Below are 22,119 nucleotides of genomic sequence, written 5' to 3' on the forward strand. Positions count from 1 at the left end.
GGTCATCCAGTGTCTCGAAATTTATTCGGTTGTGTTTATCAGCCGTAGCCAATAAACTCTTACACATCTTGGTGTTTATCTTTGTTTAGTTTTCAATGAGCTTTGTGTCAGTTGCGAATGTTTTGTTTCGCTGTGACAACTTTTATATAATAACATGAGTTGTTTTAAGTTGTCAACACTTTTTAAAAAATGTTTTCGTCTTAATGTTTCATATTTTTTGTTTGCTTGTTGAAATGCTTCCTCAACAAGGTCTTAATCTTAACATTTACTTAATAATTATGTCAAGTGATTTTTTTAATTTTATTTAATTCTTTTCTTGTCGTAGTGGGCTTTGTTTTTCTATGCCCTCGTGACGACAAGGAATAATATAACACGAGTCTCTATTTCATGTCAACCTTTATTTCAATTTTGTTTAAATATGTTTTTGAAATAGAAATCAATAAAAGAGAGCCTCTGAATTTCAGAGACTCCCTCCGATTAAATAGACGATCAATTGTGTGACTCAAATAGTCAATATTACCCGAACCTTCACTCTGTCTCATCTATTTAACTTCCGTGAAAATACGTTCATATAGTAGTACTGATTTTATTACTGTAATGCTACGGAGTTTTTCATTTGTTAATTCAAATCTGTCTGTTCATTTCTATTACATGTTTTTGCTTTCCTTTTCATTAGAAAGTAAATCATTTGAAATTTCAAAGCGTGACATTCTAAATCTAACTTACTACTTATATATATATCCGTCAGTACTACTTAGTATTTTCACTACTACACGAAGAAGTATTCTACCTCTCCTGCATATTTATAATACCATGTAAGCGTTAACAAGGCAAGGTTTTTTCTTCATTAACTATCAGTTTAATGAATTCTTTAAACTTAAGTGAGTGTCATCTATTTATTTCCACTCTATTGATATTGATTGACTGCACTAGATTAAGTTCGCCTATCTCTTTGAAATTGATGCAATCAAAAAATCCACACTACCAAGAACATGCGCATTTTTTTAACATCTACTACTTTATTGGAGATTAAACAGTTTTTGATAAATAAAAAAAGAGTCGGAAATTCCGACTCTTATCCATAGCTTTATAAGCGTTCGTTTAATTCTGCTGCTAACTCTTCAAATCCTGGTTTACCTAATAAAGCAAACATGTTGCGTTTGTAATCTTCTACACCTGGTTGATCAAATGGATTTACTCCGTTTAAGTAACCAGAAATTGTCACTGCTTTTTCAAAGAAGTAGATTAATTGTCCTAGAGAATGCTCATCTAGCGCTGGGATGTTAACTAATAAGTTTGGTACATTTCCATCCGTATGTGCTAATAAAGTCCCTTGGAATGCTTTTTTATTGACGAATTCAATAGTCTCCCCTTCTAAGTACTGTAAGCCGTCCAAATCTTCTTTCATAGAAGGAATAGAAAGTTCATGGCGAGATTTCTCTACATTTATCACTGTTTCAAACAAATTACGAGTCCCGTCTTGAATACTTTGTCCAATTGAATGTAAATCAGTCGAGAAGTTAGCGCTCGCTGGGAAAATCCCTTTGCTATCTTTACCTTCTGATTCACCAAATAATTGTTTCCACCACTCCCCGAAATACTGAAGTGCTGGTTCATAGTTTGCAAGAATTTCGACATCTCGCCCTTTACGATATAACATAGTACGTAAAGCAGCATATTGATAGGCTTCGTTTTCCTCTACTTTTGATGAACTATAATTATTCATGGCAAAAGCAGCACCTTCCATTAATTTATCAATGTCGCCTCCGGCTACAGCAATTGGTAATAAGCCTACCGCTGTTAAGACTGTAAATCTTCCACCAACACCATCTGGAATAACGAATGATTCGTAACCTTCAGCGTCTGCTTCGCCTTTTAATGCACCACGAGCTTTATCTGTAGTAGCATAAATACGTTTTACAGCTTCTTCGTGACCATACTTTGCAATGAGTTTTTCTTTAAAGACTCTGAATGCAATCGCTGGTTCTGTAGTTGTTCCGGATTTAGAAATCATATTCACTGAGAAATCACGATCGCCAATTAATTCAACTAAATCATTTAAATAAGTCGAACTGATACTGTTTCCAGCAAAGAAAACTTGTGGGTTTCCTTTTTGACCTTTATGGATGTTATAGAAAGAGTTGTTTAAAAATTCAATTGCTGCACGCGCACCTAGATACGATCCACCAATTCCAATAACAACTAAAACTTCTGAATCTTGACGAATCTTTTCTGAAGCTGCTTTAATAGCTGCAAATTCTTCTTTATCATAATTTTCTGGTAAGTCTACCCAATCAGTATAATCACTACCCGCACCAGTTTTGTCATGTAATTGCTTGTGCGCTAGTTCAATGTAAGGTGCTAATTGTGTTAATTCATGTTCACGATAAAATGGTGTTGCTTTTGAATAATCAAATGTCAATTTTTCCATTTTTCCCACTCCTTAATAACTTCTATTATAATTAAACTCTAACTTTATCAGTAAAATCATCTTGCTCTATCTCTTTAAGAGCTTCGTCAATCCATTGCGGCATCTTTTTGGCTAGGCTACTAAATCCGATGTTAGGTGCGTAACGCTTGCGGCGTCTTTTTGAACGCGCAGGATACGGCGGTATATTTAATTTTTGCAGAACACGCATTGACAAACTTATTTTATTAGTGAATTCATCGATATCGATAATCATTACTTTAAGTTTTTGGCCAATTTTGACAAATCCATCAATTTCCGTCATATAGCCGTGACGGCATTCTGAAATGTGAATCAGACCTTGTTCGTTTTCTGATAAACTTATAAAAACGCCATAATTTTGTATTCCTGTTACTTCGCCTTCAATAATGTCGCCAATTTTAAATTTTGTAGTCATTATTGATACTCCTTTGATGTCCTTGTAGTGCTACTATTTATCGCTGGAATTACTTAACGGTAATACTTTCGATTATAATATCTTCTTTGGGTTTATCCATGAAGCCTGTTTCACTGTTTTGGATTGCTTCAACAATGTTCATTCCATTTAACACGTGGCCAAAGACAGTATGTTTTTGGTCTAACCAAGGGGTGCCGCCTTTTTCGGAATAAGCTTCAATAATAGGCTCTGGAAAACCAGCTCCTTTTAATTGGCTTAACATTTGTGCTGGTACATTTGGTGCCGTAACAATAAAGAATTGACTTCCATTTGTGTTAGGTCCAGCATTGGCCATTGATAATGCTCCGTATAGGTTGAATAAGTTTGGAGTAAATTCATCTTCAAAAGATTCACCATAAATGCTTTCGCCACCCATACCTGAACCTGTCGGATCGCCACCTTGAATCATAAAGTCTTTAATAATACGGTGGAAAATAATTCCATCGTAGTATCCTTGTTTTGCAAGTCCAACGAAGTTTGCTACTGTTTTAGGGACTAAGTCTTCAAACAAGACTAACTCAATGTCCCCTTTATTAGTATGTAATACGACTTTTCTTTCAACACTCGATAAATTTAATTGCGGAAATTGTTCCATTTTGTTGTATGCTCCTATTCTCTAATTTAATGGGTTCATTCAAAAATAAACACTCATTAGTAGTTTACACTAAATGTTAAAAGATTTTAATAGTTATCGCCCTTTATTTTTGATATGATTAATTTAATAAATAAAATCTATGAAAAAGGATAATGATTCTAGATGAACTTACCATTATTAACTGCTTTAATAGCAATCTTCTTCACCCAACTAATCAAATATCCCATTTCTCTTTTTTTTAATAAAAAAGGTGCAAAAATTGATATTGTGACTTCCACTGGTGGTATGCCGAGTTCTCATTCGGCTGCTGTAACCAGCTTAATCACAGCACTTATTTTTGAATATGGTTTCTCTTCCCCTCATGTAGCCATTGCGACAATTTTCGGGGTCATTATTATGTTTGATTCAATGGGTGTACGTCGCCAAAGTGGAGAACAAGGAATTGTTCTCGATATACTAATCCGTCGTCATTTAGCAGAAACTGGTCAGCTAGTTGAAATGAACGACTCTTCATATTTCAATACGAATGAGGATAACCCTGTTTTGAATCAATACCATATAGAAGATTACGAACACATGATCATCAAAAAATACCTTGGACATAAACCAACGGAAGTCATTGGTGGTATTATGACTGGTGGTGTCGTAGCTTTTGTTTGTCGTATGCTGTTTGCTTAAACTTTGTATACCTTATCTATAGTAACCTACTGCGGTTTTTCAGTAGGTTTTTATTTTTTTCAATTTTGCTTTTCAATCGTCCTTTCTGTATTTTTTTAAGAGTGATTTCTTTCATCTATAAATGGAGCCACCTTTCTTAAAACACTTCTTGATTTGCAGCCAACAGAAATGTTGCTATAATCAAGGCAGAAGGATTTTGTAATAATTGATAGAAAGAGTGATTCCTTGAATCCTAATGAAAATATGTATGATATCACAATTATCGGTGGTGGCCCTGTCGGTTTATTCGCAGCTTTTTATGCGGGTATGCGCCAAGCTAAGGTTAAGGTCATTGATAGTTTAGAAAATCTAGGTGGACAGCCTGCACACCTTTACTCTGAAAAATATATTTATGATATTCCTGCTTACCCTGCCATTACAGGCGAAGCATTAACCAATAATCTAATTGAACAATTGGAGCGTTTCGATACGACCTTTTGCTTGGGAGAAGAGGCCTTAAGTGTCGTAAGATTTGAACCTGAAATTGATGTGCCCTATTTTGAAATTGAAACATCCATAGGTAAGCATTTCTCGCGTTCGATTATTATTGCGGCAGGTAATGGCGCTTTCCAACCTCGTAAATTAAATGTGGATAACGCCACTCAGTTTGAAAACGGTAATTTACATTATTATGTTAATAATTTAGAAAAGTTTCGTGATCGTGTGGTGGCGATTTGTGGCGGTGGTGATTCAGCTGTCGATTGGGCACTTACTTTAGAGCCTATCGCTAAGAAAGTTTACATCGTCCATCGCAGAAATAAATTTCGTGCCCTCGAACATAGTGTGTCGCTCTTAAAAAGCTCCTCTGTCGAAATTTTGACGCCTTATGTTCCATTGGAATTACAAGGTGAGGGTCAAATAATTGACAAGGTTATACTAAACGAGAGTCGTACAGATAATGTACTCGCTTTAGACGTTGATGATTTCATTGTCAATTATGGTTTCTCAACTTCAATTGGCAAAATAAAGACTTGGGGTTTGGATACTGAACGCAATGCAATTAAAGTCAATCAACAACTTGAAACAAATATTCCAGGAATTTATGCGATCGGTGATATTGCTGATTATGTTGGGAAAGTAAAAATTATTGCCTCTGGTTTTGGCGAAGCGCCACAAGCAGTCAATAATGCGTTGCTATATATTGATCCAGAAAATGTTACACCGTCGATTCACAGTACAAGCCTATTCGAAGGAGAATGATTATGAGTCCAAATGAAAAATTACTGAAAAAGAATATTTTACGCGAGCATGCTGTCTCACTTTTAAACAAGCGAGGCGTTGAAATTACCGATATCGCTGATATTGTCTTTGAATTACAGAAAGTTTACGTTGATGATTTAACACATGAATTTTGCGTTCACAATATCAATAAAGTTTTGGATAAACGTGAAGTCCAAAACGCTGTAATTACAGGGATTGAATTAGATATTGCGGCTGAAGATGGACATTTGTCTCCTGTCTTGAGCGATTTATTACTTCGTGATGAAGGTTTATATGGTATTGATGAAATTCTTTGCCTTAGTATTGTTAATGTCTATGGATCAATCGGACTGACTAACTTTGGTTATGTCGACAAATTGAAACCAGGGATTATTGGCAAGTTAAACGATGAGAAAAGCAATAATTGTAACACATTTATCGATGACATAGTGGGTGCCTTAGCTGCTGCAGCTGCTAGTCGAATTGCACACTCACAGCCTCAGGTCGAAGATCTAAGCACTGAAAAGTAATTATTTTAAATATTTAACAAAAAAAGGTGGAGCACATTATGTGTCTCTACCTTTTTTGTCGTCTTTTGGGTTTGTTTTCATATAGAGCAAACACTCTGAAAACATAAATAATTAGTTCATATAATAAAATGGCTATGACGAAGAATAACATAAAGAGCCCTTCAGGTAAGACAGTGATTACTGGGTCTGTTACCGGACTAAATAGCCATAAATCATTTCGAAATAATAACTCATGGAATAAAATGAACACTTTGTCAAAGGCAATCACAATAAAGAAAAGTAAAATTAATGGGAAGCTAACCGCTAATAAGAACCAGCGTTCCATCCATGCTTGTTGCTTGGTTTTATGTAGCCAGAAAATAGTAGCGATAGACACCAATAAGCCAATCACTGCTAGTACAAAGCACATTAGAAAAAGAAATTTCACTTCTTCAAAGTGAAACAAACCACCTTCAGAACTACTGAAATACTTCATCTCTAGTGTCTCAACTGCTGGATTCGTCAAATAGCCTAACAGTGTATGATAGTTATCCATTAATTGTTCGCTCGTTAGGCCAGATATCGTTGTTAAATCAAAGCCTTCAATTGCTAATCGGTAAACTAGAGGAGATGCAAATACTACTCCAGTTACTGCCATCGCTAACGCTGTGAGAATAAAACTTAGCGTGGCTAAAAATTGCTTCGTATAAAAAATAATCATACTAAAACACCCACTCAGATAAATTTTCTAATACATAGGTAGGCTGTATTGGTAAACTTGGGACATCGTCTCGACGGGTCACCCCCGTCAATACCAATAAGGTATCCACCCCTGCATTAATACCAGCCAAGATATCTGTTTCATATTTATCGCCAATCAATAAAACGTCTGTTGTCTTTAAGTTTAATTCTTCTAAAGCTGCTTTAACGATTAGAGCGTTCGGCTTGCCCATTACTAACCCCTTTTTGCCAGAGGCTACTTCTAAGAATGCTGTTAAAGCGCCTGAACTTGGCATAATCCCTTTTTCAGTTGGTATTGTTTGATCCGCGTTAGTCACCAAAAATTCGGCTCCATCACGAATTGCCGTCGCTGCTAAAGCAAGCTCTTCATAAGTTGCTTGACGATTTAAACCTTGAACAACCACATCAGCTTTTGTATCAAGCGTTAATTGAAAGCCCGCTTCTTCCACTTGTTGATGTAACGCCAGTTCTCCTACAACATGCACTACTTTCCCTAAACAATTCTCCTTCATATAGGCGATAAGAGCTTGTGTCGAAGTGTAGACATTTTCTGAACCAATTGGCAGCTCATAATTTTCACGTAAGTTTTCAACGATTTCTTGGGTTGTTCGAGTCGCATTGTTTGTTAAAAACAGGAATGCTTGGTCCCGTTTCTTCAATTCACGGATAAACTGTTCCGCTGACGGAATTCGTCTTGTCCCGTAATATAACGTCCCATCTAAATCAATTAAATACCCCTTATATTGCTTCAATCGCTCACTCCTAAATTTAGTTCTCCACTTTGGGATTTGCTTTCTTCTTAATAACGAAGGCTTTTTTATTGACTGTTTGCGACTGCCCTTTAGTCTGCTTCGTCTTTTCAGTCGTCGGTTTAGCTTCAGTTGCTTTGATTACATTGTTTCCTACTTTAGTAGGCAATGCTTTACGAGCAGATTGGTTCACTTGATTTCGAATTTGAAATTCCTCTTTTATCTCTGTCGTTTGTGGCATCGATGCATTACGTCCTCTCTGCTGACGTTTTCGTCGACGATTCTTCTGATTAAAAGAAGGCGCTTTTGTCGCAACAATTGGCTCATTTGAACTTGCAACATCTGCTAGAGGGACTGTATTCGTTTTAGTTCGTGATACATATTGTTGATATTTTTCAAGTGCTGAATCTTTCGCAATCACAAAATACTGACAGCCAAAATTACAGTACTCTTTTAAATAATCATCTAAAAAATTAATGGTTTGGTCACGTGGCACTTTTCTCTGATTCACTTGGTAAAAACCTCTTAGGCGTAACTGCTCATAGCCCCAATCACCCACGATAAAATCAAACTTATCAAAAAAATCTTGGTAACGTTGTTCAAAGGCATCAATTTTAAAGCCTTCGCGATAGTTAGTCACGATTTGGTAGCTTTGATTTTTAATTTGAATATGATCATCATCAATTTGATGTATGTCTTTTGTTATTTCTGTTGTCTCATTGGCAATGTCTGTTAAGATTGCTTCAAGTTGACCAGACATACTATTTTCTATTTGTTTAGACATCTTTTAGTCCTTTCTTGTATCTGTTAATGGATATTTTTTTCGTATATAATCCCCTACAACATGACGAAGAAATTCTGGGAATAATAATTGAGGTGAACCATAACTCGCAATTGTAGGGAAAAATGGAAGGAACCAGTAATGATCAACTGCCGCCACACGGTAGGTCTGGCGTTTATCGAGTGCTTCTTCGCCAGCATACCACTGACGGGATTCTTCTTGATAAGTTAAGCCTTTCAAGACAAATTCGCCAAAGATTTTCCCACGAAAACCCATCCCACTAATTAAACGGTATCGTAAGTCATCCTCTTGACTCAATAGTTCATCTATTAGTTCAAGCAAATGCTCGCCAGAAAATGTCATCACAAGCAAATGCATAGAATGTGGTAAAGCTTCATGCAAGTCATTCTCTGTCACAAGGCCAGCAGGTAAATCTGATAAAAACAGACCCGAACTCAACACGCCAATGCTTGTATTCGTTGAATCACAAATAGCATCGAGTGCGAGTTGGATAAAAGAATGAGTCCCTTGCGTCTGTCCTGCAGTCATATAATGTGGTAAATGTGCGATTGGTTGTTTTTGTAAAAACTGTCGCCCTTGTGCTTCAAAACTATCCGAAATAGGGATTTCGGTTAAGTCTCTCAATTGCTCGATAGATGTCACACGACACTCAATTTTCCAGCGCCGCTTGCTCTTTTCCCACATTGCTTGTCGATTATTTGGGAGCAGTTCTAACTCAATATGTCCGACATAATGTCCATATTTACCAGCGGCAGCTAAGGTCGAATGATGAACTTCTTCACCCTCATGTAACACATGATGAGTATGACCCCCAATAATCAAATCAAGCTGGGGGAATTTTTGAGCTAATAGGCGATCATCCTTTAAGCCCAAATGAGATAAGACAATAATTAAGTCAACTGCCTGATTCGACCGTTGAATATTTCTTAATTGTTGTTCCAAGGCATCAAACGGATCTACTAAATCATATTGATTCAGCGTATAAGTTGCATAAGGTGCCGTCAAGCCTATAAACGCGATTCGATGTCCTTCGATTTCACGATAGATTAATGGACTAGCCCAACGAGGGTAGTCATAAGTTCGACTGTCCAATAAGTTCGCAAGCGTTACTTCAAATTCTGCATGAGAGTATAAATAGTCTAATTGATTATTTGTAAAGTTTAAGCCCTCGTTATTACCTATCGTTACAACATCATAAGCCGCCTCATTAAATAAATCGACCATGACCATACCTTGACTCGCTTCAACCATTGGATGAACGGTATCTAAAGCATCACCAATATCGACCAATAAAAAGGGCTCATGTTTTTGAGTGAAATAGGCTTGTTGAAGTTTAAGATACTCACGGATGATAGGCCAATTTTCTAAGTGCCCATGTAGATCATTCGTATGAAGAATATTAAGTTTCATCACATTCGCCCCTTTCTATAAGTTTATTATATCAGAATTTCCAGGCAATTCACTAACATTGAAAAATCAAATTGGGCCCTACTCACATTTGTGAATAGAGCCCAGGTAATTCATGTCGATTAAGCTGTTGGTGCTGGAATTAAACTTCCAAGAACGATTAATAAAATAATAACTAAAATCCCAACGCCAGCTAGAGGCAAGATATATTTGTTCGGAATTTTAGGAATTGGATACGTGATTACAAAACCTGCACCTAAACCGATGAAAACGATTGCCCAAATATATTGGAAAATCTGCAACTCCATCACATAACCTAATAAAGAGACTAAAGGTAAAGCAATAGCGGCAACTTGTAGAGGTAAACCTTTATAAGCGTTTTCTGGTAATTCCCCTAGAAATCTTTCAGAACGATTGAAATGTGCTAAACGAATGGCAACTGCTAATAAGTAAAGAGCCATAATGAAAACGCCCGCTACTGATTGAAAGGTTAATTGTACAAGTAAAGCTGATGGCAATAGACCATATACAACCATATCTGCTAAAACGTCTAATTCTAATGCGAAAGAAACTTGTGCTTCATCTCTTTCAAAAGTTGCTCCCAATCGGTAAGTAAAAATACCAATAATTGCCGCTATAATCAACGACACTAGCGCATATTGAGTCTCACTAATAAAAGCAAAGCCGACACCCACTGCACCGAAGAATAATCTGAGTAAAATAATTACATTTGATTGATGTAGATTTCCTAGGAACATTTACTCCACCCTTTCTCTATATAACTTGCTTTTTATATTCACACCTTTATTCTACTCTGTTTTAACCGCTTTACGCAAGCGTTTCACGCTCTTTTCCACATCTTTAACACAACTGTAATTAATAATTGGTTAGAATTCGATATAAACCATGTTATTTTTATTTTCACTAACTTTTATAATTTAACAAAGCCGCTGACTATGCCTCCCTCTATTGAAAGAGTTTATCCACATCAGCCAACCTTTAAACCAATTAGGTATCACTGCCTGACTTATGCGAACTATCGGCTTAAAATCCGTAACGAATCGCAGCTGGATAAGTCATGGTATTGACGTATTGACAGACTTCTCCCAGGTGATCCTACTGGTTGGATGGTAACCCTAGAAGTGGGCGTTGACAGTGCCTGATCATTAAGCAAATGATAGAAAGACTGAATGTCCGCTTGATTGACCTGCATGAACACGCATTTACTAAACAACTGTTTAGCGTCGAATGTTGTGTCATAAATACTTTACCCACTTTTGCCGGTATCTCAATAGCACAATTGAAGGAACACCTAATCAAAAATGCTCGCATTAACCTACTTACTACTGAAGAATACTTAACAGTTTACTAAGTCACATCGCAAGATAGTGACAGAAACAAGCAAAACAAACACGAATATTTGGACCAAATAGACTATTTAGCTGCCCTATTAAACAAAGAAACATTAGAATAATCATTATGCACTAAGTGTGTAACAAAGATATTTACTGCACTCCAATCCCTTTACTCAGCAAATGCACAAAGTTCAAATGCTTTCTAGCTATAAATTATGTGTTATAATAGAAGTGTACATAGGATATACATGATTAATGTGTATTTAAATAAATAAATTTTAATTGAGGTGCTATATATGAAATGGAAAATTGTCACTGATTCAGGTTCTGATCTCAGACAAATTGATAACTTAAACGAAGACGTAGCATTCGAGTCTGTTCCTTTAATGTTAAACATTGGAAATAAAGTATACGTCGATGATGAAAAAATCGATATTTCAACTTTAATGGATGCAATGGAGGGAGAGTCGGCTGCCGCTTCTAGTGCTTGTCCTGCACCAAATGCTTATGCTGAAACTTATAAGGGCGCAGAAAATGTAATCGCCTTTACACTTTCGTCCAACTTATCTGGTAGTTATAATAGTGCGTCTTTAGGACGCGATTTAATTTTAGAACAACATCCCGAGGCTAATATTTTTGTTTTTGACTCACTATCTGCTGGTTCTGAGATTAATATGCTCATTCGCAAAGCAGTTGAGTTAGCCAATAAAGGCGTCACCTTTGATGAAATGGTTGCAGAATTAAAAGCATACCATGAACATACGACCGTCTCTTTCTTACTAGAATCAGTTGATAACTTAGTAAAAAATGGACGTGTTAATAAGATTGTTGGACAAATGATTGGCTTACTAGGTATCCGTTTAGTTGGACGCCGAACGGAAGAAGGTAAAATCGAACTTGCCCATAAATCTAAAGGAACTAAACGCGCAATGCGTACCCTTTTTGATGAAATCATTTCTAAAGGCTATCAAGGTGGCACAATGGAAATCTCACACGCAATGAATGAAGAAGGCGCTGAGACATTTAAAGCCTCTGTTCTCGAGCGCTTCCCCAATGCAGATATTACAGTTATTGGCATGAGTGGTCTATGTAGTTTCTATGCCCAACGTAAAGGGTTGATTATCGGTTACGTCACTAAATAGCCATTAACCAACTGGAGATCCTATCTCCAGTTTTTTGGGGGAAAACAAGTTTCCCTTATGAAGGTTTTCGATTTTCAATCAAAGATGTCGTGCCCTTACACTGACGCCTCTTCGTTGCTTAACAATATAATAGCCAAAACGAGGACCTGATAAGGCCCTCGTTTTTTATACACTATAGATAAAACCGATTAATTTATTTACGTATGATTTCAAAGCGTTGTCGTGATCTAAATAAGTTTGGTGTTTGCTCTCTGGGATTAAAACGCGTTCAACATTAGGTAAATAATAACCTGCAGTAAAAATCCCCTCTTTTTGGACTACATTATCCTCTCCTGCTCGAATCAACAACACAGGTATGTTTACTTGATTTAAACGATCTGGTTTTAAAATCTCATGAGTCGTATCAAATGCTGTCTTAAGCCAATTCAAACTCCCCCCTTGCGTTGGTAAAGTATGGTTCGTCAAATTCACTTTATGAAAATATTCTTCACGAATCTGTGAATTAGAAATCGCTTCTTCTGGTGTTTCATTATAAACTGTATGACGACTTGGCTCAAAGGCTTCCGTAGTTGGGATATAATGACGACCATAGCCCAGTTTTGTCATCAGTTTAGTATACAAATACGTAAAGGACTGGGGATACCTGCCTGTATCAATCATAAACATTGGCGTATTAAGAATCGCTCCATCCACTTCATTGGCATATTGTTCAATGTAAGATGTGGTGACTGCTCCCCCCATTGAATGACTGAAGATAATTAACTTTTGCCCTTTGAGTAAGATGGGGCGAGCAACTTGATCAATGACTGCTTTAAGATCTAGGACATATTCATTGAAGTTTTGAGAATCTATTTGCGTCTGTTGAGGTGTTAATTTAGAGGCACCGTGGCCTCTTTGATCATAAATTATCACTTGGATCTTGCTTTGTAACAAGTAATAAATAATTTCTTGAAACTTTTCTTTATATTCATTAAAACCATGAACAATCGTAACCGTCGCTACCGCGTCATCAAGAACATAAGCGTCATACGCTAATGTATAGTCTCCACGCTTTAGCTCTCCCTTTTGGACTCGCTTTGATAAATAAGGTACTACCTTCTCATTCATTTCAATTGTATAGTTGGCTTCCATTACCCAATCCAGAGCCAATTCATTACTCATAGCCTCATCTTTAGTGACTTTTAGAATGTGTTCATCTGGTTCATCAACTATTAATGGATACTTTCTTTGATAGTAAGTGTGATATAAGCCTGCACTAGCAAGTCCTAAGCTTGCAATTTTTGATAATGTTTTAACTGTTTTTTTCGGCATGTCAAAATCCCCTTTGATTAAAACTCTATAGTATGAACCAATGCTTTATTCTGTGATCGCTTTCTACTCAATTTGAGTATCTAATAATAAGACAACTACAAGACGAACATAAGACGCATTTTCCATTTGGTAATCACTTGGCTCAGCATGAACCCATGCATAAATCCCATGATAATTTTGATACAGCTCTGTTTCTAAACTCTCTTGAAAGACTCCATATATATAATCAGCTAAAATCTCACTATTTTCCCAAGTTTCCAAATGAATATCTTCTGCGGCTATATATAATTCATACAAATTTTCTCCCAAGCGATATTGTGGTTCGATAATCTCAGGAAACAAACTATAAAAGGAGAAGCCGTCAACTGTACTAGAAGACAAATAGTGATAAGTGCCTAGTTCTAAGGCTCTTGCTCGCGAGCCATCCGCAAGATAGCTTGCGACCGAACTATTAGTTGAACCATACTCCATTCGAAACTCGTTAATCTTATTTGTTAAAAAGTCGTTCACTTCTTCGGCATTAAAATTTTGATTAAATCTCTGCGCTCTTTCTATGGCTAATTGATAATTTGGATGTGCCTTCACCTCGTCAGAAATCCGCTGTGGTTGTGTGTTGCCCGGAAAAGATATCATCTCAGACGATGTTCCAGTAGGTTGGTCAAGTTCTATATTCCCTTGCATTCCTAAGACACTTTGTAAAATCACATTCACGGATTCAATAGTTGATAAATTTTCATCTGCAAATGTCGCATCAATCAGTGGACGATTATATAAATAGGTAACACCTAATATTAGCAAGATAAAAGTCAATTTAAAATAAAAACTTAGCGGTACTTTACGCTTCATAAACCCAATCCTTTTACTTATTTTATCCTGATTCAGCTATGAATTTCAGATAAATTCTTCTCTATTATTTTAACACATACATATGAAAAAAAGATGAACTAAATAAAAGCTTATTGCTTACGCACCACAAGACCATTGCTTGCTGTAGATAAAAACAGCACTTAGCTTTTTATGCTAAGTACCGTCTATCTTTATCGTTTAAACGTCATTTTCTCTATTGCTAATAATGTACGTTTCATCTCTAGTCCCCCGTTATAACCACCTAAGCGTCCATCTTTAGTCAATACTCGGTGACAGGGTACTATAATCGATAGGGGATTTTTCCCAATAGCTGATCCGACTGCTCGAACAGCCTGTCGGCGGCCAATAGCTTGAGCCACTTCTGAATAACTTGTCGACATGCCGTAAGGTATTGTTAACAAGTGATTCCAAACCGCTTGTTGAAAGCTAGTTCCCCATTGAAAATCTATGGGACAAGTAAACGTTTCTCGCTTTCCACTTAAATAATCCTCTAACTGATCAACAGCATATTGCGTTTTGTTGGCGTCAACGATCCATTCAAAGCGTATTTTACTTTCTAGTAATGCCTGCACTTTCTCGAATGGTTCCGCAAAAGATCCGATATAAACGATGCCTTCATCACTGACAACTACAGGAATTGAGTAGTGTTTACTCCGGTGGACATATAGCTTTTTCTGCATTTTAACTCATCTTCTTTCTACGCTTTTAAAAAGATAAAGGCATAAACAGATTCCCATTCGTTGCTGCCATAACGGCTTTAGCAGTATGGAGTCTGTTCTCAGCTTGAGCAAATTGTCTAGCGTGTTTCCCTTTGAAAACTTCATCCGTGACCTCCATCTCGCCTATCCCAAACTTTTTTAAAGCCATTTGAGAGATCACTGTCTCATTATTGTGGAATGCTGGAAGACAGTGCATAAAGATTGCCTGGTCGTTTGTTAAATCCATTAATGCTTGAGTGACTTGGTAAGGTTTCAACAAATTAATTCGTTCTTCAAATTGCTCTTCCTCCCCCATCGACACCCAGACATCTGTATAAATGATATCTGCTTGATCCACTGCCAGACTAACATCTTCTGTAATCTGAATATGTGCACCTGAATTAAGAGAAAGTTGCTTAGCTTCATCTATCACATCCTGATTTGGAAACAGTAAACTCGGTGCAGCAATCGACACATTGACTCCTAGTAAAGCTCCCGTCACTAAGAGGCTTCGTGCAACGTTGTTACGTCCATCTCCGACATAAACTAATTTTAAGCCAGCTAATTTTCCAAACTCTTCTTTAATCGTCATATAATCAGCCAACATTTGCATGGGATGCCATAAGTCCGTCATCCCATTCCATACTGGAACGCCAGCGTGTTCTGCCATCGCTTCAATAAATTCCTGGCTAGATACTCTATATTCTATCCCATCAAACATACTACCAAATACTTTGGCAGTATCTTCAACCGTCTCTTTCTTGCCTAATTGAATATCATTAGGTCCAAGAAACTCAACCTTTGCACCTAAATCATTCGCCGCTACGACAAAAGAAGCGCGTGTCCGCGTCGATGTCTTATCGAATAATAAGGCAATATTCTGTCCTTTTAAATACTCATGAGGGATTCGTTCTTTTTTTAGACGTTTTAAATGAATAGAAAAATCAATTAGGTATTCTATTTCTTCACGACTAAATTCTTGAATTTTTATAAAATTTCGACCTTGGAACACGTGATCACTACTTTCTTAATTTAATCTCTCCAAATTGGCATACTCATACATCTGGGGCCGCCCCGACCTCTTACTAATTCACTTCCTTTTAGAACATGTAACTTAATTCCTGCTTCTCTCAGTTTCTGATTGGTGACTACATTTCGGTGATAAACGACCACTTCACCTGGGGCAATCGCTAAAGTATTTGAGCCATCACTCCACTGTTCTCGTGCTGCCACCACTTCGTCTCCGCCACCACCTCGAATCAGCGTTATTTTTTCAACACCTAAAGCTTCTGCTAAAACAACGGCCGCACCTTTATTAGTTACTTCTTCAACGTCGTCCCCCTGTGTTTCCTCAATGATAAATAATTTCATATCGCGTTCTATTTCTGGATGAATCACAAATTTATCATAATCCAACATTGTAAAGACTGTATCCAAATGCATAAACTGACGCTTGGCACTAATTTCAAAAATAATGATTTTACTAAACTGCGTCTCTTTAAATAGTGTATTCGCTAAGAGTTGGATAGCACTCAATTCCGTTCTTTGTGAGACTCCAATTGCTAAGACAGTTTCTGATAAAACAAGTATGTCTCCACCTTCAATACTTGCTTCCTTCGCTCGGTCATAATACACAGGAACCTGGTGATTACCGAAAGTTGGATGATGACGAAAAATCATTTCACCATATAAAGTTTCTCGCCTACGCGTGACAGAAAACATTCGATTAATTGTCACCCCTTGCGCCATTGTTGCGAATGGATCGCGTGTGAAATACAAATTAGGCATCGGATTTACAAGAAAGGAAAAGCACTCTGTTGGGGTAACCTCTGGGAATATCTCAGCACGTTTATAGCCTTCAATCGTTTTAGAAACGATGGCTTGTGTGTCTTTTAAAGAAAGTAAATGATTACGAATTAAATGAAGCGTCTCTTTATCCTCAATGGTCGTTTCTTCTAGCCATTGATCAACAAATGCTTCTGTTGCATTGGCAGCTTCTAGTGCTTCAACGACCAATTGATCCAAATATAAAACCTCTACACCATTCTCTTTTAATATAGCCGCAAACTGATCGTGCTCTGTTTGAGCATCTTCTAAAAATGGAATATCATCGAACAATAACTCTTCCAAATAGTCCGGCACTAAGTTTTCTAATTCTTTACCAGGACGGTATAAAATGACACTTTTTAATTTACCTATTTCTGACTTAACATTTATCTGTGACTGTTTCATCAAAACACCCTTTCTGACTTACCGGCATGAAGCTGATTAAATTCATCATATCATAGTCATTTCCTGGGTAAAAACAATAAGAATTTAAAAACCTAATAGAATCTACCTAATAACTCTCATTTGATCTAAGGGCCAGTAACTAAAAAATAATTCTGCATAAATGTCTGCTTCTTCAATCAAACCTAATTCTCGACTATCTGTTGAATTGCGGCGATTATCTCCTAATACAAAATAATACCCTTCAGGAATGATCTCTTTCACTTCAAAGTCATTAGTGAAGGAATGGATGTATTCTTCTTTCTTTAATTCCAAATAAGGTTCAGCATAAGCAATATTATTGATATAAAGTTGGTCACCTTCGTATTTTATTTGATCACCTGGTACTCCAATCACACGCTTGACATAATCTTTTGCTTCATTTGGTGCATTGAAAATCACAACATCGAACCGTTCAATGTTAAAATGTTGGAAACCCACTACTCGATTTTGGTCTTGAAGCGTGTAATCCATAGAGGCTCCTTCAACAATAAAATTTGCGAAAAAGAATTGACGCGCAATTAATAGGAATAGAATTAAGCCAAACATTAGTTTATACTCGTCTAACACTCTTAATATTTTTTGCATATCTAGGCTCTTTTACTTTATAGGCGTTTCATTCATAGAACAATTATATTCTATCATAAAATTAGAATTAAATGAGAGATTAATTAGTCTTATTCGCGAAAAAACACTCTGCTCGAAAGCAGAGTGTGTGTTTATTTATTCGCTAACCATTGTCTACCTGCAGATATAACGTGTGGATTGATTTCATGGCTTTTTACCCAAATGCCTTCTATTGAAGCGTTTCGCTCATTGAAAATCTCAATCACACGTTGACTTTCAAAAAGCGGAACAATTGGATCACTTTCTCCCATAGAAAGAAAGATTCTTACATCCTTTAGGTCATAAACCTTATCAAGTTCAACTGGATACATCGGCGCGAGTAACATCGCCTGTTTAAACAGGTTATTTTTACGTAATAACATGTTAATCGCAATGTTTGAGCCATTAGAAAAACCTAATAAAATCACGTCTTCCATAGAGAAGTTATATTTTTCACCTAATTCTTCTATGAATGCTAATAATTCTTGGCCTCTGACTTCTAGATCTGCTAAATCATAAATGCCTTCAGCCGTACGTTTAAAGTACCGGTTCATACCATTTTCATTGACTGTTCCTCGAATACCAATTACACCGTATTCAGAGTTCAATGCTTCAGCGACAGGAATTAAGTTATACTCGTCGCCACCTGTCCCATGTAATGTGATAAAGATTGGTTGACCTTCTTTACCTGGTTTGTAAATATACTCCATTATTAATTACCTCCTTACTGTTAGTTAGGCTAAGACATCTCCATATTTGTCTGGAAACTTAGCCATTCTTGCTTTTACGAATGGGCATAATGGAATCACCTTCAACTGATTTTCACGAGCGTATTCGACGACTGCATCCAATAATTGATCGCCAACTCCTTGTCCACGAAATTCGTCTCCAACACTCGTATGATCAACAATTATTTGCGAGTGACCTGTCGGTACAAAGGACATTTTAGCGCGTGTGTTTTCTTCATCGTTACCGACATAATCATATTTAGGCCTTTTTTAATTTGTTTAGTCATTTTTTCGTCTCCTTTTAAGAAGGTCGGATTAGTTCAAATACTTCTCCTAAACCTGCATAATCATTACCCGCTAAGCGACTGACAGGGGCTAAGACGTCAGCATCAACATAGCCTGTTTGTGGATCATAAACCGTTTCATCTAAGGAATAATGTACTACTTTTAATAATAACAAATCCGTAGTCACTTGCTCGTCTTCTTCAATGACCACATGATCATATAATTCTGTTTCGAAACGAACTTTTGCTTCTTTGATTCCTGGCACAGCAATTATTTGTGAACTTTTCAGGGTAAAGTTTGTTAATTCTAACTCACTTTCTTCTGGACCTAAAGCTGCAGAGGTTTTATTTGCTTCTTCTACATTGGATTGACTAACTATATGAACAACCGCTTGACGATTCATGAGAATATTCCTGGCAGTATCCTTCATCTCCCCTTCAACTCGTTGAACTGAAACAGAAACAATTGGCGGTCGATAAGTTACGATGTTAAAGTAGCTGAATGGTGCGATATTCACAATGCCTTCTTTCGACTGACTGGATACTAAAGCAATCGGACGTGGAATAACTGAGCCAACCATGATCTTATACTTTTCTTTTGCAGTTAGTTGTTCCGGTTTAAAGTTTAACAGTTTACTTCCTCCTCTATACACTTAATTAAGCATGTAATTCTGGTAAAGCCGCTTCGTAAGTTGCTCGATGAGCTTCATACCATGGTGGCAACATTAAACTAGAGCCTGCTTCTTCTTTCGTTTCATCAATGAAGAAGCCAGGGGTATCTGTCGCATATTCAAAGACGACGTCTCCTTTTTCTTTTAAATAAATCGCATCAAAATAGTGTCTTGATTTTATTTCTGTGACTCCGTAGCCTTCACGAGCAAGCCTGTCTTGCCATTGGCGATGACTTTCTTTATCTGGAACACTCCATGCAATATGATGGACTGTCCCTACTCCCCAACGTCCGTCGCGCAAGGCTTCACGTGGAATAATAATATGGTGTCTTTCTTCACCAATTGTCTCAAAGTGATAATAGTAATCGGTAGTCCCTGCTTCAACCAGTCCCATATCAGTCGTTAAGGTGTTAGCTGTTAGATCTGGCTGGCTAGATAATAAAACGGAGCCGTGGAAACCAATAATTTTAGTCGATTCTGCAGTTTCTTCTCCTTCAATAAGTGCTAAAGCAAGACCATGACGGTCAGTAAATTCAAGGGTCGGTTGATTAAATAAACCAGTCAATCGTGTATGTGTGTCATGTTTTTCTAAATGGCTTTGCCACTCATCAAGCGAATCTTTCGGGATTCTAAAAGCAATTCGCCCCACTTGACCACTTCCTACACGTCCATCATGTGCATTAACCCAGTTAAAAAAGGTCATAATTGTTCCTGGATTTGCATCGTCGTCTCCGAAGTATAGATGATATACCCCTGGATCATCAAAATTTACGGTTCGTTTGACAAATTTTAGTCCTAAGACATCTCTGTAAAACTCTAAGGTTGTTTGGGGATGACCGACGATTGCTGAAATATGATGTATTCTTTTAATGGCTTCCATACTCTATGTTCCTTTCTATATAACGAGTCTATTGACGACTTTTAGTTCAAGTCGTTTTTAATGTGGTCTAGTTGTATCAAATGGGCGGATCGTTGCTTCAATTTCTTCACGCTGTCCTTCTAAGAATGGAGGTAAAGATAAGCTTTCTCCTAATGTCTCATAAGGTTCGTCACCCATGAAGCCTGGTCCATCTGTCGAAAGTTCAATTAGAATATGTCCAACACGAACATAAAGAGCTTCGAAGAAGAAGCGATCGACCCAACCTGAGTGTCTCAGACCAAGTTCATTATATTTCGCTTCCCAAACTTTAATGGCTTCACGATCTGCTACACGGAAGGCTACATGGTGAACTTGTCCATAACCTTGTTGACTTTGAGGGCCATTTTCGTCACGACGTAAAATCAGTTGTCCCCCGTTACCACCCAGTCCTTGTTCCAGAACAACCACATCATTTTCAGTAATGATCGTTTTCATGTCGTAAATCACTTCCATAAGATTTTTAAAATCATCGAAATAACTTACCGTTATTTCAATAGGTCCTAAGCCGTGAATCGCATATTCAACAGGTATCGGTCCATTCTTCCAAGCATGACCTGCTTCAACCCCCTCATCATTTTCATCTGAGAATAGTTGATAAGTTTGGCCATCTTCTTCCTCAAATGGCAGTACTTTCTTACCAAATAATTCTTGGATGCCATCATGTTTTACACCAAACTCATCGAAGCGTTTTAAGTAATAGTCTAAAGCCGCATCGGATGGTACTCTTAAACCAATTCGACTAATCGAGTTGGTCCCGTTTAATCCACGTGGATTGTTTGGAAAATCAAAAAATGTTAAGTCGGTACCAGGTGAACCAAAGTCATCCGCAAAAAATGTATGGTAAGTATGAATGTCGTCTTGGTTGACTGTTTTCTTTACCAGTCGCATTCCTAATACATCCGTTATAAATTTGTAATTTCTTTCGGCATCGTTTGTCATTGCTGTGACGTGGTGAATTCCAATTAAGTTGTGTGTCATTATTTTTTCCTACTTTCATTTAAGTTTTTAGTATAAGTGCCTTTGTCTCGAAATCGAGGTATTTACTCAACTTAAAATTAGCCGTGACGGCTAATTTTAGCTAGAGTTGCTTGGAGCGCTCTTAGTTCTTCATCTGATAAACTCGCAAATCGATCAGCGATATGTTCTGCATGTTTCGGGAAAAGGCCATCCATCACTTCTTTACCTGCTGGAGTGATAGTTGCATAGGTCACACGTCGATCTTTCGAATCCGGTCGTCTTTCAATTAAACCTTTATTACACAGTTTATCGACAACATATGTTGTACTACTACTTGCGATTAAAATTCTTTCGCCTATTCTTTGAATCGGTTGTTCGCCACGATTGTATAGTAATTCTAAAACGGCAAATTCTGTTACGTTTAATCCAATTGTCGAAGCATCTGCTCTAGCAATCTGACTTAAAGCATTATTTGTACGCATAATAGCAATAAATAAATTTAACGATTCTTTTGTACGATCCATCTTAATATCCCCCTTTCAAGAAAATTATTTTTCTCTCAATTTCGAAATGATTATATCTCGAATTTTAACGATTGTCAACTCATTTCGATCTTTTTCGATAATCCAAATGTTATTCTCTCGAATTCAAACTAATTATATCTCGATTTTGAACTAATATCAAGAGAAT

At 37.1% G+C, this 22,119-nt stretch carries 23 protein-coding genes and 1 pseudogene; 4 read left to right on the plus strand and 20 right to left on the minus strand.

What is annotated here, in order from left to right; genetic code table 11:
* Window positions 1–1,087: 1,087 nt before the first annotated feature.
* Genes ACTQ5J_RS10225 through ACTQ5J_RS10235 form a run of 3 tightly spaced genes read right to left on the minus strand, consistent with a single transcriptional unit; the run spans window position 1,088 to window position 3,498 of the window.
* A complete protein-coding gene (locus ACTQ5J_RS10225; RefSeq protein ID WP_441752695.1) occupies window positions 1,088–2,431 on the minus strand; it encodes a glucose-6-phosphate isomerase in 1,344 nt (447 codons plus the stop codon).
* 31 nt (window positions 2,432–2,462) lie between these two features.
* The gene (locus ACTQ5J_RS10230; RefSeq protein WP_441752697.1) at window positions 2,463–2,864 is read right to left on the minus strand and encodes a CvfD/Ygs/GSP13 family RNA-binding post-transcriptional regulator; all 402 of its coding nucleotides are present in this window, start codon (window positions 2,862–2,864) and stop codon (window positions 2,463–2,465) included.
* Between the two features lie 49 nt (window positions 2,865–2,913).
* A complete protein-coding gene (locus tag ACTQ5J_RS10235; protein WP_441752699.1) occupies window positions 2,914–3,498 on the minus strand; it encodes a peptidylprolyl isomerase in 585 nt (194 codons plus the stop codon).
* A gap of 162 nt (window positions 3,499–3,660) precedes the next feature.
* Between ACTQ5J_RS10235 and ACTQ5J_RS10240 the strand changes: the two genes are divergently transcribed.
* The 3 genes from ACTQ5J_RS10240 to ACTQ5J_RS10250 all read left to right on the plus strand — a co-directional run bounded on the left by ACTQ5J_RS10240 (window position 3,661) and on the right by ACTQ5J_RS10250 (window position 5,945).
* Window positions 3,661–4,176 (plus strand): divergent PAP2 family protein, encoded by a 516-nt coding sequence (locus ACTQ5J_RS10240; RefSeq protein ID WP_441752701.1) that lies wholly within the window; start codon window positions 3,661–3,663, stop codon window positions 4,174–4,176.
* 225 nt (window positions 4,177–4,401) lie between these two features.
* Entirely contained in the window at window positions 4,402–5,415 is a 1,014-nt protein-coding gene (locus ACTQ5J_RS10245) for an NAD(P)/FAD-dependent oxidoreductase (protein ID WP_441752703.1), read from the plus strand.
* Window positions 5,416–5,417: 2 nt separating this feature from the next.
* Window positions 5,418–5,945, plus strand: a complete 528-nt coding sequence (locus tag ACTQ5J_RS10250; RefSeq protein ID WP_441752705.1) for a phosphatidylglycerophosphatase A family protein — start codon at window positions 5,418–5,420, stop codon at window positions 5,943–5,945.
* Window positions 5,946–5,991: 46 nt separating this feature from the next.
* On the opposite strand, the gene ACTQ5J_RS10255 is transcribed toward ACTQ5J_RS10250, so the two are convergent.
* The 5 genes from ACTQ5J_RS10255 to ACTQ5J_RS10275 form a co-directional block, all read right to left on the minus strand.
* Complete coding sequence (locus tag ACTQ5J_RS10255; RefSeq protein ID WP_441752706.1) at window positions 5,992–6,645, minus strand: TIGR01906 family membrane protein; 654 nt, start codon at window positions 6,643–6,645, stop codon at window positions 5,992–5,994.
* Window position 6,646: 1 nt separating this feature from the next.
* Entirely contained in the window at window positions 6,647–7,417 is a 771-nt protein-coding gene (locus tag ACTQ5J_RS10260; RefSeq protein WP_441752708.1) for a TIGR01457 family HAD-type hydrolase, read from the minus strand.
* A gap of 16 nt (window positions 7,418–7,433) precedes the next feature.
* Window positions 7,434–8,198, minus strand: a complete 765-nt coding sequence (locus tag ACTQ5J_RS10265) for a YutD family protein (RefSeq protein ID WP_441752710.1) — start codon at window positions 8,196–8,198, stop codon at window positions 7,434–7,436.
* A gap of 3 nt (window positions 8,199–8,201) precedes the next feature.
* Entirely contained in the window at window positions 8,202–9,626 is a 1,425-nt protein-coding gene (locus ACTQ5J_RS10270) for a bifunctional metallophosphatase/5'-nucleotidase (RefSeq protein WP_441752712.1), read from the minus strand.
* A gap of 119 nt (window positions 9,627–9,745) precedes the next feature.
* Window positions 9,746–10,381: a hypothetical protein gene (locus ACTQ5J_RS10275; protein ID WP_441752714.1), complete on the minus strand. Its 636-nt coding sequence runs from the start codon at window positions 10,379–10,381 to the stop codon at window positions 9,746–9,748.
* An 893-nt stretch (window positions 10,382–11,274) separates the two neighbouring features.
* Between ACTQ5J_RS10275 and ACTQ5J_RS10280 the strand changes: the two genes are divergently transcribed.
* Complete coding sequence (locus ACTQ5J_RS10280) at window positions 11,275–12,120, plus strand: DegV family protein (protein ID WP_441752716.1); 846 nt, start codon at window positions 11,275–11,277, stop codon at window positions 12,118–12,120.
* Between the two features lie 165 nt (window positions 12,121–12,285).
* Here the strand turns inward: ACTQ5J_RS10280 and ACTQ5J_RS10285 are convergent, their stop codons facing one another.
* The 12 genes and pseudogenes from ACTQ5J_RS10285 to ACTQ5J_RS10340 all read right to left on the minus strand — a co-directional run bounded on the left by ACTQ5J_RS10285 (window position 12,286) and on the right by ACTQ5J_RS10340 (window position 21,953).
* Window positions 12,286–13,431 (minus strand): alpha/beta fold hydrolase, encoded by a 1,146-nt coding sequence (locus ACTQ5J_RS10285; protein ID WP_441752717.1) that lies wholly within the window; start codon window positions 13,429–13,431, stop codon window positions 12,286–12,288.
* A gap of 63 nt (window positions 13,432–13,494) precedes the next feature.
* Entirely contained in the window at window positions 13,495–14,277 is a 783-nt protein-coding gene (locus ACTQ5J_RS10290) for a hypothetical protein (protein WP_441752719.1), read from the minus strand.
* Between the two features lie 191 nt (window positions 14,278–14,468).
* A complete protein-coding gene (locus ACTQ5J_RS10295) occupies window positions 14,469–14,978 on the minus strand; it encodes a methylated-DNA--[protein]-cysteine S-methyltransferase (protein WP_441752721.1) in 510 nt (169 codons plus the stop codon).
* Between the two features lie 25 nt (window positions 14,979–15,003).
* Complete coding sequence (argF, locus tag ACTQ5J_RS10300) at window positions 15,004–16,008, minus strand: ornithine carbamoyltransferase (RefSeq protein ID WP_441752723.1); 1,005 nt, start codon at window positions 16,006–16,008, stop codon at window positions 15,004–15,006.
* A gap of 20 nt (window positions 16,009–16,028) precedes the next feature.
* The gene (gene arcA, locus ACTQ5J_RS10305) at window positions 16,029–17,228 is read right to left on the minus strand and encodes an arginine deiminase (RefSeq protein WP_441752725.1); all 1,200 of its coding nucleotides are present in this window, start codon (window positions 17,226–17,228) and stop codon (window positions 16,029–16,031) included.
* A gap of 102 nt (window positions 17,229–17,330) precedes the next feature.
* On the minus strand, window positions 17,331–17,852 hold the full coding sequence (gene lepB / locus ACTQ5J_RS10310; RefSeq protein ID WP_441752727.1) for a signal peptidase I: 522 nt from the start codon (window positions 17,850–17,852) through the stop codon (window positions 17,331–17,333).
* 131 nt (window positions 17,853–17,983) lie between these two features.
* Entirely contained in the window at window positions 17,984–18,580 is a 597-nt protein-coding gene (locus tag ACTQ5J_RS10315) for an alpha/beta hydrolase (protein ID WP_441752729.1), read from the minus strand.
* Window positions 18,581–18,604: 24 nt separating this feature from the next.
* Window positions 18,605–18,826: pseudogene (locus tag ACTQ5J_RS10320) on the minus strand (GNAT family N-acetyltransferase); the annotation flags it as partial.
* A 73-nt stretch (window positions 18,827–18,899) separates the two neighbouring features.
* On the minus strand, window positions 18,900–19,514 hold the full coding sequence (locus tag ACTQ5J_RS10325) for a flavin reductase family protein (protein WP_441752955.1): 615 nt from the start codon (window positions 19,512–19,514) through the stop codon (window positions 18,900–18,902).
* A gap of 25 nt (window positions 19,515–19,539) precedes the next feature.
* Window positions 19,540–20,433 (minus strand): VOC family protein, encoded by an 894-nt coding sequence (locus ACTQ5J_RS10330; RefSeq protein ID WP_441752731.1) that lies wholly within the window; start codon window positions 20,431–20,433, stop codon window positions 19,540–19,542.
* A gap of 57 nt (window positions 20,434–20,490) precedes the next feature.
* The gene (locus tag ACTQ5J_RS10335; RefSeq protein WP_441752733.1) at window positions 20,491–21,450 is read right to left on the minus strand and encodes a VOC family protein; all 960 of its coding nucleotides are present in this window, start codon (window positions 21,448–21,450) and stop codon (window positions 20,491–20,493) included.
* A gap of 77 nt (window positions 21,451–21,527) precedes the next feature.
* The gene (locus ACTQ5J_RS10340) at window positions 21,528–21,953 is read right to left on the minus strand and encodes a MarR family winged helix-turn-helix transcriptional regulator (RefSeq protein WP_441752734.1); all 426 of its coding nucleotides are present in this window, start codon (window positions 21,951–21,953) and stop codon (window positions 21,528–21,530) included.
* Window positions 21,954–22,119 lie beyond the last annotated feature (166 nt).

The organism is Fundicoccus sp. Sow4_F4, assembly GCF_052116145.1.
Lineage (GTDB): Bacteria > Bacillota > Bacilli > Lactobacillales > Aerococcaceae > Fundicoccus.

Excerpts from the sequence above, each read along its gene's own strand:
- ACTQ5J_RS10225 (WP_441752695.1), bottom strand. The coding sequence starts at position 2,431 with ATGGAAAAATTGACATTTGATTATTCAAAAGCAACACCATTTTATCGT.
- ACTQ5J_RS10230 (WP_441752697.1), bottom strand. The coding sequence starts at position 2,864 with ATGACTACAAAATTTAAAATTGGCGACATTATTGAAGGCGAAGTAACA.
- ACTQ5J_RS10235 (WP_441752699.1), bottom strand. The coding sequence starts at position 3,498 with ATGGAACAATTTCCGCAATTAAATTTATCGAGTGTTGAAAGAAAAGTC.
- ACTQ5J_RS10240 (WP_441752701.1), top strand. The coding sequence starts at position 3,661 with ATGAACTTACCATTATTAACTGCTTTAATAGCAATCTTCTTCACCCAA.
- ACTQ5J_RS10250 (WP_441752705.1), top strand. The coding sequence starts at position 5,418 with ATGAGTCCAAATGAAAAATTACTGAAAAAGAATATTTTACGCGAGCAT.
- ACTQ5J_RS10255 (WP_441752706.1), bottom strand. The coding sequence starts at position 6,645 with ATGATTATTTTTTATACGAAGCAATTTTTAGCCACGCTAAGTTTTATT.
- ACTQ5J_RS10265 (WP_441752710.1), bottom strand. The coding sequence starts at position 8,198 with ATGTCTAAACAAATAGAAAATAGTATGTCTGGTCAACTTGAAGCAATC.
- ACTQ5J_RS10270 (WP_441752712.1), bottom strand. The coding sequence starts at position 9,626 with ATGAAACTTAATATTCTTCATACGAATGATCTACATGGGCACTTAGAA.
- ACTQ5J_RS10275 (WP_441752714.1), bottom strand. The coding sequence starts at position 10,381 with ATGTTCCTAGGAAATCTACATCAATCAAATGTAATTATTTTACTCAGA.
- ACTQ5J_RS10280 (WP_441752716.1), top strand. The coding sequence starts at position 11,275 with ATGAAATGGAAAATTGTCACTGATTCAGGTTCTGATCTCAGACAAATT.
- ACTQ5J_RS10285 (WP_441752717.1), bottom strand. The coding sequence starts at position 13,431 with ATGCCGAAAAAAACAGTTAAAACATTATCAAAAATTGCAAGCTTAGGA.
- ACTQ5J_RS10290 (WP_441752719.1), bottom strand. The coding sequence starts at position 14,277 with ATGAAGCGTAAAGTACCGCTAAGTTTTTATTTTAAATTGACTTTTATC.
- ACTQ5J_RS10295 (WP_441752721.1), bottom strand. The coding sequence starts at position 14,978 with ATGCAGAAAAAGCTATATGTCCACCGGAGTAAACACTACTCAATTCCT.
- arcA (WP_441752725.1), bottom strand. The coding sequence starts at position 17,228 with ATGAAACAGTCACAGATAAATGTTAAGTCAGAAATAGGTAAATTAAAA.
- lepB (WP_441752727.1), bottom strand. The coding sequence starts at position 17,852 with ATGCAAAAAATATTAAGAGTGTTAGACGAGTATAAACTAATGTTTGGC.
- ACTQ5J_RS10315 (WP_441752729.1), bottom strand. The coding sequence starts at position 18,580 with ATGGAGTATATTTACAAACCAGGTAAAGAAGGTCAACCAATCTTTATC.
- ACTQ5J_RS10330 (WP_441752731.1), bottom strand. The coding sequence starts at position 20,433 with ATGGAAGCCATTAAAAGAATACATCATATTTCAGCAATCGTCGGTCAT.
- ACTQ5J_RS10335 (WP_441752733.1), bottom strand. The coding sequence starts at position 21,450 with ATGACACACAACTTAATTGGAATTCACCACGTCACAGCAATGACAAAC.
- ACTQ5J_RS10340 (WP_441752734.1), bottom strand. The coding sequence starts at position 21,953 with ATGGATCGTACAAAAGAATCGTTAAATTTATTTATTGCTATTATGCGT.